Here is a 15,087-nt window from a genome sequence, read left to right as displayed (position 1 = left end):
CAGTCACTTCGTGAAACATGAGGCCGACAGACAGGCCGCATTCTTGCCACAAGGATTCATTCTTTTGGTCAACGCTTTCACAGCAACCACCATGAGCGGAACGATGCCGATCGCGACGTCCACCCAACTTCCGTCTGTCCAATGCCGCTAGGACGAGCACGGCCCCCAATTAGGCAAAGAAGGACTTAAGCCTTTGTCGGACCGCTTAAGCCAAACCTTTCGCTTTATGGAGGCCGTGGAGCAGACGAGAACCGCAGCCGAAATAGAAGATTGCCTTTTGGGGCTCGCGGCGGAATTCGGCTTTACCGGTCTCTTCGGTGGCATCGTGCCGACGCGCCCAGCGCCACTGGCTGAACTTCGCTCACGAATCCTATTCCAGCGCTTTCCAGCGCAATGGTTAGATCGCTACAGCAGAAAGGGATACGTATTTCGCGATCCGATCATTCAGCACCTTTTTCATGAACGAACGCCGTTCACATGGCATGAGGGCTACAAGAGCTGCCCTCAGCGAAGCAATGTCAGGCTGATACAAGGCGAAGCCGCGGAATTCGGACTACGCGACGGTTACGTCGTGCCGATTTCGACAATAGACGGTGAGATTGTGTCTTTGTCGTTCGGCGGACCGGGAACACTTCCGGCTTCGGCCGATCTATCAGTGCTGAACTTTGCGGCCAGCTACGCTTTGGGTCGACATCTCCATCGTATTGCGACCTGGCGGCGCGTCAATAGCAATCTGACGGCACGGGAATGGGATTGTCTGCTTTGGGCGGGCGAGGGAAAGACGAACTGGGAAATCTCGGCGATTCTTGGAATCTCAAAATCAACTGTGACCAAGCATATCATGGCGGCGCGCGCGAAACTTGGTGCAGTCAGCAAAGCTCATGCCATTGCCATGGCGATTCGGACAAAGCTCCTTCGCTGAAGCGTTAGGCCATCCGTTGCCCTTTGATAGATTGAAAGATGCCATTTCTAGCTCGCGAACGATCTTTTCCTGCTCAGCGCGAGCCCACGAAGTGTTGCCCCGGGTCTGCGGGAATGGCTGTTCCGACATGTTCTGACATTTTTTTAATTTAGGAATATATTCCATAATCCATCTTATGCGAATCAAATTTCTAACCTGCTTACCAGCGCCCGACGTTATTGACGGCGGGGTCGCAATGCCATCAGCTTTTCGCCTCTTCGGCCACGGTGTCCTTGGTTGCATGCCTTGGCAGCAATAACAGCGCACCGAACGCGACCAGACTCAGCAACGACGATACAATCAGAACCGCTCCCCCGAGTGGATCAATCAGCAGACTAAAGCCCAGAGGAGCCAGGGCCTGACAAACGCGGGACGGCGCACCGAGCAGCCCGAGGCGATATCCGTAGTTTTCGGGACCGAAGATTTCCAACGGCAGTGTACCTCGAGCAATCGTGAGCAAACCGTTGCCTGCCCCGTGAAGCAAGGCGAATGCCGCCGCGGCACCGCCTCCGAAGATTCCGATTATGCAGGCGCCGATGGGATGTGTGATGCAGGCAAGCCGGGTCGAGAACAACGGATGGAATCTGCCCAGCGTGCCCGCTTCCAGGACACGCGCCGCCACCTGGGCGGGGCCGATCATCATCCCCGCAAAAACAGCCTGCGCTGGCGTTGCACCGAACGCCTCGACGATACGCGGCAGGTGTGCCGCCATCGCGGAGGTGACCGTCCATGCTGCCGCGAACGCCAAGGACAGCAGGATCATGGTGCGGTCGATCGGCATGTGCGGTTTGACGGTCGATGCCTCGTTACGCTTTGCCGTCGTAACCCTCGGCAGAAAGAGGAGGTTGAGAGGAAACCCGACCAGAAGGTGCGCGACGGCCCAGGCGTAACACGTGGCTCGCCATCCGATCGCCTCAAGCCCGAACGAACTGAGCGGCCAGCCAACCGTACTGGCAAATCCCGCGATCAGCGTAATTCCCGTGATCGCGCGTCGGGCATCGTTGCCATAGATGCGCCCCAGCGCACCGAATGCCGCATCGTAAAGCCCCGTTCCCATTCCGATGCCGAGCAGAAACCAAGCCGCTCCGAGCATCCAACCCGACGTCGATGCCCCAAGCAACGCCAGACCAGCAGCGAAGATCAAATTCGATCCGGAAAGGACTGGCCGTCCCCCGATCAGATCGATCTGACGTCCGACACGCGGCCCGAGCAATCCGGAGATGACCAAGGCGGCGGAAAACGCGGCAAAGAACCAGTTGCTCGAGATGCCGAGGTCTCGCGCGATTGGATCAGCCAAAATCGCCGGAAGATAATAGCTGGAGGCCCACGCGAGGGTTTGCGTTGTCCCAAGCGCGAAGATGACCGGAAGCTGGCGGCCGCTCACGCGGTCATCCTCACGAGCAACTGCACCCGGATCTCCCCGCAGTCTTCGCATCGGCATCCTCAGCGCAGCAGGCATCCGCACCGACGGGCGCCGGACCGCCACAACATCCCGCCGACGCGGTCCCGACCTCTACGCCACCCCGGGTGCAAACGCCTGTTTCCGGCAGATCGAGTTCGACCCGTGCAGCCGCTTCATGGTCACCGGCGATCTCTGCCGCAATGGAGCGGACTTGTTCGTACCCGGTAATCATCAGGAACGTCGGCGCGCGTCCGTAGGATTTCATGCCAGCCAGATAGAGACCGGGCTCATCCTGCCGAAGTTCTCGCGCCCCATGGGGGCGCACAGTCCCGCAGCTGTGTTCGTTCGGGTCGACCAGCGGCGCCAGATCGACAGGTGCCTCGATCGCGGAATCCAGACGCAACCGCATCTCACTTAGGAACCAGAGATCAGGCCGGAATCCCGTGGCCACGATCAACTCATCGACGACGACGTGGCGGCCGCAGCATGCCGAACCGGCTCCGATGCGTAGCCGCTCTCCGGAAGCGGAAACATGCGTGATGCCAAAACCTGTCTCCACCTGGATCGCTCCCTTCGATACGAGATCGGCGAAAGCCGCTCCCAGTTCGCCGCGAGCGACGAGCTTGTCGTTGGCGCCCCCGCCGAATGCCTTTGACGGATCGGTGCCGCGGAGAAGCCAAATGACATTGGTTGGAGGCGCATTGTCGCGAAGTCGGGCCAATTCGATCAGCGTTCCGATTGCAGAATGACCTGCCCCCACCACCGCAACAGTCTGGCCCTCATAGCGCTCCCGCTCCGTCCCGCGGACGTCCGGCATCCCATAGGTGATCCGAGCCGCACATTCCCTCTCACCGATGGCGGCAAGCCCATTCACGCCTGCCGGATTTGGAGAAGACCACGTTCCGGAAGCGTCGATCACGGCATCGGCACGCAGGGTTTCAGGTCCCTTGCCGTTCTGAAAGCGGATTTCGAATGGCGCGCTCTCGCGTCCCTTCGTCTTTGCCTTGTCGAATCCGACACGACTGATAGCCGTAACCCGGCTTGACGTCCTGATGACGTCCCTCAAGGGTGTCTTGGTTGCCAGAGGATCGAGGTAGCGCTCGATCAACTCGCCTCCCGTCGGGTAGGCCTCTGGATCAGGTGAATTCCACCCCGTAGCGGCCAACAGACGGGCGGCAGCACCGTCAATGTTGTATTTCCACGGCGAGAACAACTGCACATGCCGCCACTGCCGGACCGCGTGAGCAGCTTGTTCTCCGGCCTCCAGCACGATCGGCGTCATGCCGCGTTCCATCAGGTGAGCAGCGGCGGCAAGGCCGACGGGGCCTCCCCCGATGACAGCAACGATTTTCGAGGATGTCACTCTCATTCTCCATATTTCTAGAATAATAGAAATTATAGATCAAAAAAACTCATGCGGCCGTTTTCGCGTCCTTGCATCCCGCTTCGTCGGCACAGCACTCAGCGACAAGGAAATCCACCAGAGCGTGCATCGCGTCGTATTCGGCATGACAAACGAGCGTCGTGCTCTCACGGACCTGGCGAATGAGGCCGACGCTGACCAACGACTTGATGTGATGTGACAAGGTCGAAGGGGCGACCTTCAACTTTTCCTGCAGGCGACCGACGGGCATGCCGACCGTTCCGGCGCGAACGAGTGCGCGGTAGATCTTGAGCCGTGTCGGATTGCCGAGGGCTTCGAGGCGCGTTGCGGCATCATCAAGTTTCATGGGGACACGTTATAGTCTCCGACGACCGAGTCAACCGTATTTCTAGAATTATCAAAATATCTACGATCCCGCTTGACATTCCTCGTTATTTCTAGAAATTTCGACATATGGATACCTCGTTTGCGATCGCGGCACTTTCCGCCCTCGCCCAGGCGACCCGTCTGGACGTTTTCCGCCTGCTGGTGGAGCGCGAACCGGGTGGCGCGGCCGCTGGGGAACTCGCACGCCTCGCGGGCGTGCCGCAGAACACGATGTCGACCCACCTGGCAACCCTGTCGCGGGCTGGACTGGTGCGCGGGGAGCGCCGAAGCCGTTCGATCGTGTACCGCGCCAATCTCGAAGCATTCCGGAAAGTCACGCTCTTCCTGCTCAAGGATTGCTGCGGCGGGCGCACGGAGGTCTGTGCACCGCTGATCGAAGATCTGGCCCCTCTCCCGAAACGAAGGAACCCTCAAATGTCGGACAAGATATACAACGTGCTGTTCCTGTGCACCGGAAACAGTGCCCGCTCAATCCTCGCGGAATCGATCATGAGCAAGGACGGCAACGGCCGTTTCCGCGCGTTCTCAGCGGGCAGCCAGCCCAAGGGCAAGGTCAATCCATTTGCGTTGAGCGTACTGAACAGTTTCGGTTATCCGTCCGATGGTGCGCGTTCCAAAAGCTGGGAAGAGTTCGCGGTGCCGGACGCCCCGGTGATGGATTTCGTGTTCACGGTTTGCGACAGCGCCGCTGGCGAGAGTTGCCCAGTCTGGCCGGGACAACCGATGACTGCGCATTGGGGGATCGAAGATCCTGCGGCTATCGAGGGCACCGACATCCAGAAAGAAGCCGCGTTCGTTGCCGCGTTTCGTTATCTGAAAAACCGCATCAGCCTGTTCACCAATCTTCCGCTGGCAAGCATCGATCAGCTTTCGCTCGGTACGAAGTTGCGCGAGATCGGGCGTTTGGACGGTTCGACATTCGGACAAGGAAAGGTGATCTGATGGAAACCTACAGCCTGTCGCGCAGAGCGGTTGCGGAAGCGCTCGGGACCGGGCTTCTGGTGGCAACAGTCGTCGGCTCCGGCGTCATGGCGGAGACGTTGACCAAGGACACGGCACTGGCGCTTCTCGGAAACACCCTGCCGACCGGAGCGATCCTCGTCGTGCTGATCACGATCCTCAGCCCCATTTCGGGAGCGCATTTCAATCCGGCGGTAACGCTGGTCTTTGCGTTGAAGCGGGAAATGAGTGCGCGCGACGGTGTCTGCTACGTCGGAGCCCAGATCGTCGGCGGTGTCCTGGGCACCATCGTGGCACACGCCATGTTCGCGCTGCCCTTGCTGGAAGCCTCGACCAAGGTCCGCACGGGCGGTGGGCAATGGCTCGCCGAAGGCGTCGCCACGTTCGGTCTTGTCGCGACCATTGTCGCTGGAATCCGCTTCCAGCGCACCGCCGTCCCGTGGCTGGTCGGCCTCTACATCACGGCGGCCTATTGGTTCACGGCCTCGACGTCGTTCGCAAATCCTGCGGTGGCAATCTCCCGCGCGTTCACGAACACGTTTTCCGGCATCCGCCCGACTGATCTTCCAGGCTTCATCATCGCGGAGCTGTGCGGCGCCTTGGTCGGCATGGCTCTTATCGGCTGGCTCCTGCGTGCGGACGAAACCAAACCCCAACTCGCCCAGGAGGCGATCCTTTGACCATCACCATCTATCACAATCCGGATTGCGGAACGTCCCGCAACACCTTGGCGATGATCCGCCAAAGCGGCATCGAGCCGGAAATCATCGAATACCTGAAGCAACCGCCGTCGCGCGAAAAGCTGATCGAGTTGATGACCCGAATGGGTATTTCCCCTCGCGACCTGCTTCGCCAAAAGGGTACGCCCTACGACGATCTCGAACTGGCGGATCTTAGGTGGACCGACGACGAACTGATCGACTTCATGATTGCGCATCCCATTCTGATCAACCGCCCTGTCGTCGTGACGCCCAAGGGGGTCAAGCTCTGTCGCCCCTCCGAAGAGGTGCTTTCCATTCTTCCGAACCCGCACATCGGACGGTTCGTGAAGGAAGACGGTGAGATCATCAATGCGAACTGAGATGCAAGATTTGCCAAACGTCAATGACGAAGCCTTCTCCCTTCCCGATGCCGGATTATTGCATCGTCCAATGCCAACGCACCGTCCGCGCATTCTTCTACTGTACGGATCACTGCGCGAGCGATCGTTCAGCCGTTTCGCCACGGTGGAAGCCGCCCGTCTTCTTCAAACCTTCGGTGCGGAAACCAGGATTTTTGATCCTTCTGGCCTCCCTCTTCCGGACGACGCCCCGGCGACCCACGAGAAGGTCCAGGAGCTTCGCGAATTGTCGGCCTGGTCGGAAGGTCAGGTCTGGTGCAGTCCGGAACGCCACGGCGCGATGACCGGCATCATGAAGGCCCAGATCGACTGGATTCCGTTGTCGCTCGGCGCGGTGCGGCCGACGCAAGGCAAGACACTGGCCGTCATGCAGGTGTGCGGCGGTTCTCAATCGTTCAACGCTATCAACCAACTCCGTGTCCTCGGCCGATGGATGCGCATGATCACGATTCCCAATCAGTCGTCGGTCGCCAAGGCCTATGAACAATTCGATGAGGACGGGCGGATGAAGCCATCGCCCTACTACGATCGGATCGTCGACGTCATAGAGGAGCTTGTGAAGTTCACGCTGTTGACGCGGGGCGTTTCCGGATATCTCACGGACCGCTACAGCGAACGCAAGGAAACGGCCGAAAAGCTTGTAAAGCGCATGAGTCTCGATCAAGCACTTTAGGACTGGAATGGGCAGGCGGACGAGCGCGTTCTAAGCTCCGCAAATCCCCTCCTACCAACGGCTTGAGGCTATGTTTTATGACTCGAGCACCCGCGACAACGGGGTCGAACATGACACGTTGCTTGATTTTTGGCATTGAGCTTCAAAAAAATGCCCGAGCGGCGTTCCGCTCAGGCAAGGATGCGGGAGGATCGTTCAGGCCGTGTATTCGTCGGACTTGAAGCTCAGGTGCTTCACGCCCTCCGGAGCATCCGCGATCTTCCTGATACCACCCCAGGTCTGCTTATAGTTCGGGACGATGAACTCGTTGACCCCGGCGGACACGACGTTGCCAACAACCCCAGTCGGATAACCGAACAGCATGAACGTTTGTTTTCGTTTCGCACTGGCTGTCGGATAGACCATGGCCTGCGTGGAGCCGTTGTCGTTGTAGACCTCAACCAGATCGCCTTGATTGAGCTTGAGGTCCGCCATGTCCTGCGGATTCATCTGAATGAACGGGTACGGCATGCGATCCATGACGAATTCGTTCTTCTGATCGAGATAGGCGCTTTGCCACACGACGTTAGCGCGTCCGTTGTTGATGAGGAACGGCCACTTCTTGCGCTCCTCTTCCTTTCCTGCTGCCTGCAATCCGCGCCATTGGGTTTCCATGAACGTCGCCTTGCCGTCCTTGGAATTGAACTTCCCGTCGGCAAACAGTCGCTTGGTCCCAACGATCTTGCCGTCCCTGAAGGCCGTGGCGGGCTCCTGGAAGCCGTTGTTTCCCATCACGCGTAGACGCTCATAGGTGACGAACTCCCCGCCCTTTTCGTGACCATGATAGCCGTCCATGAAGGCGTCTTCCTCCGTCTTCCAGTTGAACCCCTTGAACTGGTCGGCGTATTTGCCTTTGCCCTGCTCGTGCAGGACGCGCTCCATGTGGTTCGCGATCCGTGCCGCGATCAGGCTATCGGGCATTGCTTGGCCGGGAGGGTCCATGTATTTTTCGGTCAGCCGCATGCGCCGTTCGCCATTCATGGAGGTGAGATTGGCTTCACCGGACGTGGCGGCAGGCAACCAGACGTGACACGCCTCGCCGATCTTGGTTGGCACGATGTCGACATCGACCGCGAATAGCCCGCCTTTCTTGATTGCATCGACGATGGCATTCACCATCGCGGCACGGTCGCCGTATGACGCCGTCATCATGGCGTCTTTCACCATGTCGGTGCGCCTCTTGTAGGTCTGCTTGAATTTGAAGGCGTTGAGCGTGGTCTTGTAATGATCGCATCCCCAGATGTGATGTACGCCGCCTTTACCTTCCATCAGCAGTTTATCCACATAGGCTGCCGGACGGCCGACATGCGCGTCCGAGGGTCGCGAATAGCCTTCTTGGTGGCCTCCCATCCGCACGCAGCCACCGCCGGGGCGTCCGACGTTTCCTGTCGCGAGCGCCAGGTTCACTAGAGCTGCGTTCGTCCGGTAGTTGTCGTTGCCCCAGATCAAGCCCTTTTCATAAGCGAACATCGTCCGCCGACGTGCGTTGCCGGATTTTGGCTGCGCGATCCATTCTGCCGATTGCCTGATCTGGTCGGCGGTGAGGCCCGTGACCCTCGCCGCCTCATCCAGACTGACATTGTTTGCGGTCCGCGCCTTGTCGAAGTTCTTGGTGGAAGCGTCGATGAAAGCTTTGTCGATCCAACCCTTGCTGGCGATATAGGTCAGCCATGCATTGAAGAGAATGAGGTCGGTGCCGGAGTTGACGGCGAGATGCATCACGCCGTCCTTGCCTGCTTCGGCTTCGCAGGCATTGATGGTGACTGTACGCCTGGGATCGACGACGATGATGCGTCCGCGATCGACTGGCTCCGCGCCGAACTCGGCCTTTTTCTTGTCGACGGAGCTGCCGCGCAGGTTCGGCACCCAATGATTGAGAAAATAGTTGGTTTGGGTTTCGAGTGCATTGGTTCCGACGGCGACGATGGTGTCGGCGAGTTCGGCATCCTCATAGCAGTTGTTGAGTTCACCGACGCCCATGTCGCGCGTGGCGTGAACCTCGGAATTGTAGGCGGGTCGGTTATGGATCCGGATGTTCTTGACCTTCATGGCTCCGAAATAGAGCTTTCCGGTGCCCCAAGTATTTTCATAACCGCCGCCGGCGCCGCCATGGTCATACGCGGAGACGAAGAGTCCATCCTCGCCCATGTCATTGATGACTGCGACGGTTACGCGCGCGACAAGGTCAAGCGCATCCTCCCACCCCGTCGGCTGCATCTGGCCGTAGCGCCAGACCATCGGGTCGGTGAGGCGCTGAAGCTGGGTGTTGCGTGCCTGCGAATAGCTCATCTCGGCGATGCGGGCGCCACGCACCGACCCGAGCCCGGAATTCACCACGCAATCCTGGTCCGGCTTGATGACAATGTGCATGTCTTCGCCGTTCTGGCGCACGATGTTGTACATCGAAGGCGCATACCAGTTGGGTGTATCCGCGCCCTGCTGCTTGGCTAGGTCGACGCCGAACTTGTTCTGGTCCGCCGCCGTGCCGCCCTGCTTGTTCGTCGGCCAAGTGTAGGCTTTGTAGCCACAGCCAACGATGCAGTAATGACAAGTGACGTTGAATTCCTTCGCATCCTTCGGGATGATCGGGAGACGATCGATCTGACGCTTGTAGGCCATGATATTTCTCCCTCACAACACGTTGGACAGACGACCGTACAAAAGCTCGTCCACACCCTCGGCGTAGATGTCGCCTTTGCCGTCGATGCGAAGCATGTACTGCGGGAGGTTTTGCGTGGCGTGGCCCCACACTTGCTGGCCGCCGGATTCGCAATCGAAGCGCGAGTAATGGCCAGGGCAATTCAGTGTCTTGTCGACGCCATTGTAATTGAGGGGAAAACCCTTGTGCGGGCAAATCGTGGAAAACCCCACGATGTCGCCGTCCGGTCCGGCACCGCCCGGAACGCGCTTGCCCAGCTTGAGAAGGACCCCGGGCGCATCCGCGTCGGGGTATGCCACGTTGAATGCCTCGTTGGGCTTCAACTCGCCGATGTTGGCAAGACGGTTTGAAGGGTAATCGACGCGCGCAGAACCAGGCGCGGCTTTAGCATGAACTGGTACCATGGTCGCAGCTGCAGCACCCGCGGCAGCGAGACCGGCTCCGCTCAGAAATTTGCGGCGCCCAACATCGACCAAATGATCGCAGTGAGACATTGCCGTTCTCCTGGAACGCACCGATACGCCTACCGGTGGGGTTTCCTCGAGGTTGGGTCGGTACGCCTACCGCCCGAGCGTCCCACTCGTTGTTACCGATCACATTCGAAATATGATTACGATATGTCGAGACGTCTCGACATATTTAATAATGGAAACGTTCTAGCTTGTCACCTGCCTGTCATATAAAAAGGTGAGGAGGATTGGATGCACTGCAGCAGGATGATTTGATGAGGAACGCAATGCTCGCGGTCGCAAGTCACGCGACGCGCGTTAGTCCGGGGCAAGACCTGTCGGAACCGCACGCGATATCGGCGCTGGCGGCACTCGCTCAACCAACCCGGCTTGCGATCTTTCGGTTGCTCGTGAAACATGAACCGGTCGGAATTACCGCAGGCGTCATCGCCGAAACGGTTGGCGCACCGCACAACACGTTGTCTACCCACCTTGCCATCCTGGTCAGGGCCGGACTTCTTCGCAGTTCGCGTGACGGTCGAACCATCATCTACCGTTCGGACGTCAAAGGCATGCAGTCACTGATCTCGTTTCTCATCGACGATTGCTGCAATGGACATCCCGAACTGTGCGGCATTCCGAACGCAACCGGGGCCTCGTGTGACTGCGAAACCGCTTCCAAAAAGGCATCTCCGAAGAAGCGCTCCGCACGGCAACCAAAGGCTTCCCGGAAGCGGGCTTAGCCGTCTTCGTCGAAAATCTATCGGTTCCAAATTTGGGTCGTGCTGGGCGGCGTCGCACGATTCTTGACTGTCGACGCCTTGGCCTCGCCGCAAACCTGGATCGACGGGGTCAAGCGCTATCATTGGGCCACGCGCTGTGACCACAGGTCAGCCGATCGAGAAGATCGAGCTTTAGTCGCTTGACCTAGGAGGTACCTCCAAGGGTTAGCATCGCTCCAATCCTGCAATATTTCAAATTGGAGCACCCGATGAAAACGACGACATTCAAAATCGAAGGCATGAACTGCGACGCCTGCGCCAACACGATCAAGAAGCTCGTGGAAAAGGAACCTGGGGTACGAGTGGCCGAGGTGTCGTTCGACGAGGGGTCGGCACGCATCCTCTACGATCCCCAATCCGTCGAGGAGGAACGGCTCGTCGATACGATTCAAAAACCCGGCTTTCGGGTCGTAGCACGCGGATAATTGTCATCGCGGCCCCGTCTCGCTTTCCCATTTCAGCGCGTGCTCGCGCACTCACGGAGACTCCGATGGCTCTTTCAACGGCAACCGACTCCCCATTCGCGCTTTGGACGGAGGAACCATCAACGCGACCAAATCGCAGAAAGATTCGCGCCCGGATCGGGGGGCTGCATTGCTCGCTTTGCACCGGCACCATCGAGAAAGCGCTCGGCCGCATGCCCGGCGTCGACAAGGTGGCCGTGAGCCTGACGCATGAACAGGCGCTGGTTGAGTACGATCCAACAATTGCGCGTCCCGAACATCTGCTCCAAACGTTGCGCGACATCGGCTACACGATTTCCGACCCTCGCAAGCTCAGGGCCTTTGAAGAGGAAGAGCACGACCTACTGCGCGAGGCCCGGCGTTTCGTTCTCGCGGTTGTTCTCAGTGTCGCGGCGATTCCCATCATTGCCGATCCGGCTGTGGGCTGGATCGGATTTCTACCGGCCATGGTGTGCCTCAGTCTTGGAGGGTTTGTCTTCCTGGTGTTGCGATCAAGCGGATTGTGGACCGCCATCGGCGCCGCGTTGGGCCTAACGGTCATGGCACTGAGCCTGCTTTACCTCAATCTGCAAGGATATCTGACGGACGCAGCACCTTGGCTTGCGGGTGCCTTGGCTCTGATGCTTGTCTTCGGAGTGGGGCGGCACATTCTCTACATGGCCGTTCAGGCGCTTCGCCGTGGCATCCTTAATCAGCACGTGCTTCTCGAGATCGGCGCGTTCGCAGGGATAGCTGGTGGTATCATCGGGCTGATCCTCGATCGGCCCGGCTATCCCACCGCGGCCTTCTTCGCCGTTTCGGTGATGGTCGGCACCTATCATATTTTCTCGGAGTGGCTTTCGCTCATCGTGAAGACGCGAAGTTCCCAGGCGGTGAAGCGCCTGCTGGACCTGCAGCCTGAGACCGCGCGCGTCGTGCGCGGCACCGAGGAACTGGAACTGCCGATTGATGAGGTGAGGATCGGAGATCTTGTGCGGATTCGCCCCGGCGAGCGCATCCCCGCAGATGGTACGGTGGTCGACGGTCATTCCGGCGTTGACCAATCATTGGTGACCGGCGAGGCTGTCCCGATCGAGAAGACCGAGGGGGATTCCGTCATCGGCGGCTCGATCAACAGCACGGGCACCCTCCTGCTGAGGATCACGGCGATCGGAGAAGGCAGCTTCCTGCATCAGGTGATCCGTCACGTCGAGGACGCACGGGCGCTGAAGCCCGGCCTTCTTCATCTCGTTGATCGCGTGCTGCGTGTTTACACGCCGACCGTTCTTTTGATCGCCGCCCTTGCTTTCATCGGCTGGCTCATCGGCTCCTGGCTCGGCACAGGCTATGTGGACGTAGAACGTGCCGTGTTTGCTGGTCTGAGTGTCCTGGTGATGGGATATCCCTGCGCCATCGGCATTTCAGCGCCGCTCTCCATCGTACGTGGTGCTGGTCAGGCCGCCGAGCGTGGCATCCTGATGCGGACTGGCGAAGCCTTCCAGGGCTTCCGAACGGTGACGAAAATCATCCTCGACAAGACAGGCACGCTCACCGAGGGTCGTCCAACGGTGCGCGAGATCAGAGCCATGGATGTAGGTGAGCAGGAGCTTCTTGCCATTGCCGCTGCCGCCGAAGCATCCTCGGAGCATCCGCTGGCACGGGCGGTGATCAAGGCGGCTTTCGATTACGGCGCAACGCCTCGGGACGTTGAGTCATTCGAGGCGTTCCCCGGAAAGGGTATCGTTGCACGCATCGACGCCCGCGAAGTCTTCGTCGGCAGTCCGCGCTTCCTCGCCGACCGCGATATTGACCTCACGCCTCTTCGTGAGGCCATTGACAGCCTGGAGGCCGCCGGACGCACCGTGATCGCCGTCGCTCGGGATGGACACGCGCTGGGCATTGTCGCCTTGGGCGATGCACTCCGACCGGACGCCGTCTCGGCCATCGCCGCGCTGCGCAAAGCAGGCCTCAGGACGATCCTCGTCACTGGTGACAATGAGCGCGCGGCACAGCGGGTCGGTCGGGACGTTGGCATCGACGAGATTCACGCAGGGGTCTTGCCCCAGGACAAGGCCAGAATCGTCCGAGAGCTTCAGATCAACGCCCGGGTCGCGATGGTCGGCGATGGCATCAACGACGCCCCCGCTCTCATGCAAGCTGATATCGGCATCGCCATGGGTAGCGGCACCGATATTGCGATCGAGTCGGCGGACATCATCATCCTGTCCAATCGTCTCGATGCGCTTCCGGTCGCCCGCGATATCAGCCGCCGGAGCTACAGCAAGATGGTTCAGAACGTCGCCCTCGCCTTTCTCTTCAACGGCCTCGGCATTCCACTTGCTGCCACCGGCCTGATCCATCCGGTGTGGGCGATGGTGGCGATGGCCGTCAGCGTCACTGCGATTTTCATCAACTCGCTATGGGGAACGCCGCGGCTCTTTTTTGATGCAATCCGGAGTGTCGGGCGTCCGATTGCTCGCACAACATCGCAGGCGGCGTGACATGGCACAGGATGATCTTGTGAGAGTGCGGCAAACGGCGCCGGGCGCGATCGACGATCACCGGCGCGAGCGCCTCCTGCGGATGCTCGCCGCGGCAACCTTCATCATCTTCTTTCAGGCCTACATGGTGGCGCCGATTATACCCGCCCTGTCGAATGCCTTCGGAACCTCGGTCCAAACCGTCGGGCTCATCGTGCCCGCCTACCTGATCCCCTATGGGATCGCGACCCTCGCGTACGGCATTCTGGCGGATCGGCTCGGTTATCCATGCGTGATGTTCGTGTCCTTGATGGCTTTCTCGGCGCTCACCATGCTGACGGCGACCGCGCAGTCCGTTGAGCAGCTCGCACTGTGGCGGACCGTGACTGGAATCGGCGCGAGCGGCGTCGTTCCGCTTGCGTTAGCACTGGTAGGACGGCTGTATCCCTACGAACAGCGGGGCCGACCGCTCGGTTGGCTGTTCGGCGCGATGGCTGGCGGCATGGCCTTCGGTTCGCCACTGGGCGCGATGATTGTGCCGTTCGTCGGCTGGCAAGGCTTGTTCGTCGTGGTCGGGGCTGTCGGCGCGGTGCTACTGCTTGTCCTTCTGCCCTATCGATCCGTCATTGCTGCCACGGCTCAATCGGTGACCGGCACGCTCCGGGATTTGGTCCGCGGCTACAAGGATCTCCTCGGCACGCCGCGTGGGCAGCGCACCTATGGTTATGTCCTCATCAACTCGATATTCCATTCCGGCGTCTTCACCTGGCTTGGCGTGTACTTCGAGCAGCGATACGGCGTCGGGCCCATCGGAATTGGCCTCGCGCTCCTCGGTTATGGCGTGCCCGGCCTCCTCTTCGGGCCGCTGATCGGTCGGGCGGCGGATCGCTTCGGCCGCGCCAGACTGATACCCATTGGTCTGTTGCTGAGTACTCTTGCGGCGGCGGCACTGATGCTCGGCTTCCCAATGGTCCTCGCCCCTGTCGTCGCGATGGTGCTGTCCCTGGGCTACGACATGACCCAACCACTTTTCGCGGGAATTGTTACCTCGCTCGGCGGCAAACGTGCCGGACAGGCGATGGGATTGAATGTCTTCATGCTCTTCGTCGGATTCGGACTCGGAAGCCTCATCTTCGGCGAACTGCTCCGTTACAACTTCGCGGCCGCGTTGGGCGTGTTCGCAGTCGTCGAGATGATCCTCGCCTTGTTGTCCTTGGCGTTGTTCCGTTCCGAGGTCCCGTCCGCCCGCCCAACGATATCCACCCAAGGGTGATGCAGGCTGGCCTGGATACCATATCCAGACCGACGCGCGGCAGGCGGCTGATGCCTCAATGATGCGCTTGACCCT

Annotated in this window: 14 protein-coding genes and 1 pseudogene; 10 read left to right on the top strand and 5 right to left on the bottom strand. The window is 59.7% G+C overall.

Going from position 1 to position 15,087, the window contains the following annotated elements; translation table 11 throughout:
• Positions 1-193: 193 nt before the first annotated feature.
• Positions 194-922, top strand: a complete 729-nt coding sequence (locus tag NHAM_RS22610) for a helix-turn-helix transcriptional regulator (RefSeq protein WP_245270133.1) — start codon at positions 194-196, stop codon at positions 920-922.
• Between the two features lie 241 nt (positions 923-1,163).
• Here the strand turns inward: NHAM_RS22610 and NHAM_RS22605 are convergent, their stop codons facing one another.
• The 3 genes from NHAM_RS22605 to NHAM_RS22595 are packed head-to-tail and all read right to left on the bottom strand — an operon-like array spanning position 1,164 to position 4,093.
• Entirely contained in the window at positions 1,164-2,345 is a 1,182-nt protein-coding gene (locus NHAM_RS22605) for an MFS transporter (protein ID WP_011505128.1), read from the bottom strand.
• A 10-nt stretch (positions 2,346-2,355) separates the two neighbouring features.
• Positions 2,356-3,732, bottom strand: a complete 1,377-nt coding sequence (locus NHAM_RS22600; protein WP_198137075.1) for an FAD-dependent oxidoreductase — start codon at positions 3,730-3,732, stop codon at positions 2,356-2,358.
• A gap of 43 nt (positions 3,733-3,775) precedes the next feature.
• A complete protein-coding gene (locus NHAM_RS22595) occupies positions 3,776-4,093 on the bottom strand; it encodes an ArsR/SmtB family transcription factor (RefSeq protein WP_011505130.1) in 318 nt (105 codons plus the stop codon).
• Between the two features lie 107 nt (positions 4,094-4,200).
• Here NHAM_RS22595 and NHAM_RS28710 point away from each other — a divergent pair.
• The 5 genes and pseudogenes from NHAM_RS28710 to arsH form a co-directional block, all read left to right on the top strand.
• A pseudogene (locus NHAM_RS28710) lies at positions 4,201-4,434 on the top strand (ArsR/SmtB family transcription factor); the annotation flags it as partial.
• Between the two features lie 114 nt (positions 4,435-4,548).
• A complete protein-coding gene (locus NHAM_RS28705) occupies positions 4,549-5,076 on the top strand; it encodes an arsenate reductase ArsC (protein ID WP_041359713.1) in 528 nt (175 codons plus the stop codon).
• Positions 5,076-5,774, top strand: coding sequence for an aquaporin (locus NHAM_RS22585; RefSeq protein WP_011505132.1), 699 nt, complete (start codon positions 5,076-5,078; stop codon positions 5,772-5,774). Before NHAM_RS28705 ends, NHAM_RS22585 begins: the two co-directional genes overlap by 1 nt.
• Complete coding sequence (gene arsC, locus NHAM_RS22580) at positions 5,771-6,175, top strand: arsenate reductase (glutaredoxin) (protein WP_011505133.1); 405 nt, start codon at positions 5,771-5,773, stop codon at positions 6,173-6,175. Before NHAM_RS22585 ends, arsC begins: the two co-directional genes overlap by 4 nt.
• Complete coding sequence (arsH, locus tag NHAM_RS22575; protein WP_011505134.1) at positions 6,165-6,887, top strand: arsenical resistance protein ArsH; 723 nt, start codon at positions 6,165-6,167, stop codon at positions 6,885-6,887. Before arsC ends, arsH begins: the two co-directional genes overlap by 11 nt.
• Positions 6,888-7,082: 195 nt before the next feature.
• Here the strand turns inward: arsH and NHAM_RS22570 are convergent, their stop codons facing one another.
• Together NHAM_RS22570 and NHAM_RS22565 are read right to left on the bottom strand one after the other, a co-directional pair.
• Positions 7,083-9,545: an arsenate reductase (azurin) large subunit gene (locus NHAM_RS22570; protein WP_011505135.1), complete on the bottom strand. Its 2,463-nt coding sequence runs from the start codon at positions 9,543-9,545 to the stop codon at positions 7,083-7,085.
• Positions 9,546-9,557: 12 nt separating this feature from the next.
• Entirely contained in the window at positions 9,558-10,079 is a 522-nt protein-coding gene (locus tag NHAM_RS22565) for an arsenate reductase (azurin) small subunit (RefSeq protein WP_011505136.1), read from the bottom strand.
• A gap of 230 nt (positions 10,080-10,309) precedes the next feature.
• Between NHAM_RS22565 and NHAM_RS24315 the strand changes: the two genes are divergently transcribed.
• From NHAM_RS24315 to NHAM_RS22545, 4 genes are all read left to right on the top strand, one after another.
• The gene (locus NHAM_RS24315; RefSeq protein WP_011505137.1) at positions 10,310-10,777 is read left to right on the top strand and encodes an ArsR/SmtB family transcription factor; all 468 of its coding nucleotides are present in this window, start codon (positions 10,310-10,312) and stop codon (positions 10,775-10,777) included.
• A 248-nt stretch (positions 10,778-11,025) separates the two neighbouring features.
• Positions 11,026-11,241: a heavy-metal-associated domain-containing protein gene (locus tag NHAM_RS22555; protein ID WP_011505138.1), complete on the top strand. Its 216-nt coding sequence runs from the start codon at positions 11,026-11,028 to the stop codon at positions 11,239-11,241.
• Between the two features lie 65 nt (positions 11,242-11,306).
• Entirely contained in the window at positions 11,307-13,760 is a 2,454-nt protein-coding gene (locus tag NHAM_RS22550) for a heavy metal translocating P-type ATPase (RefSeq protein WP_011505139.1), read from the top strand.
• Between the two features lie 82 nt (positions 13,761-13,842).
• The gene (locus tag NHAM_RS22545) at positions 13,843-15,012 is read left to right on the top strand and encodes an MFS transporter (RefSeq protein ID WP_245270132.1); all 1,170 of its coding nucleotides are present in this window, start codon (positions 13,843-13,845) and stop codon (positions 15,010-15,012) included.
• Positions 15,013-15,087 lie beyond the last annotated feature (75 nt).

This window comes from Nitrobacter hamburgensis X14, assembly GCF_000013885.1.
In the GTDB taxonomy this organism is placed as follows: Bacteria; Pseudomonadota; Alphaproteobacteria; order Rhizobiales; family Xanthobacteraceae; genus Nitrobacter; species Nitrobacter hamburgensis.
The sequence above is the reverse complement of the archived record's forward strand: the minus strand, read 5'-3'. Positions and strand labels throughout refer to the sequence as shown.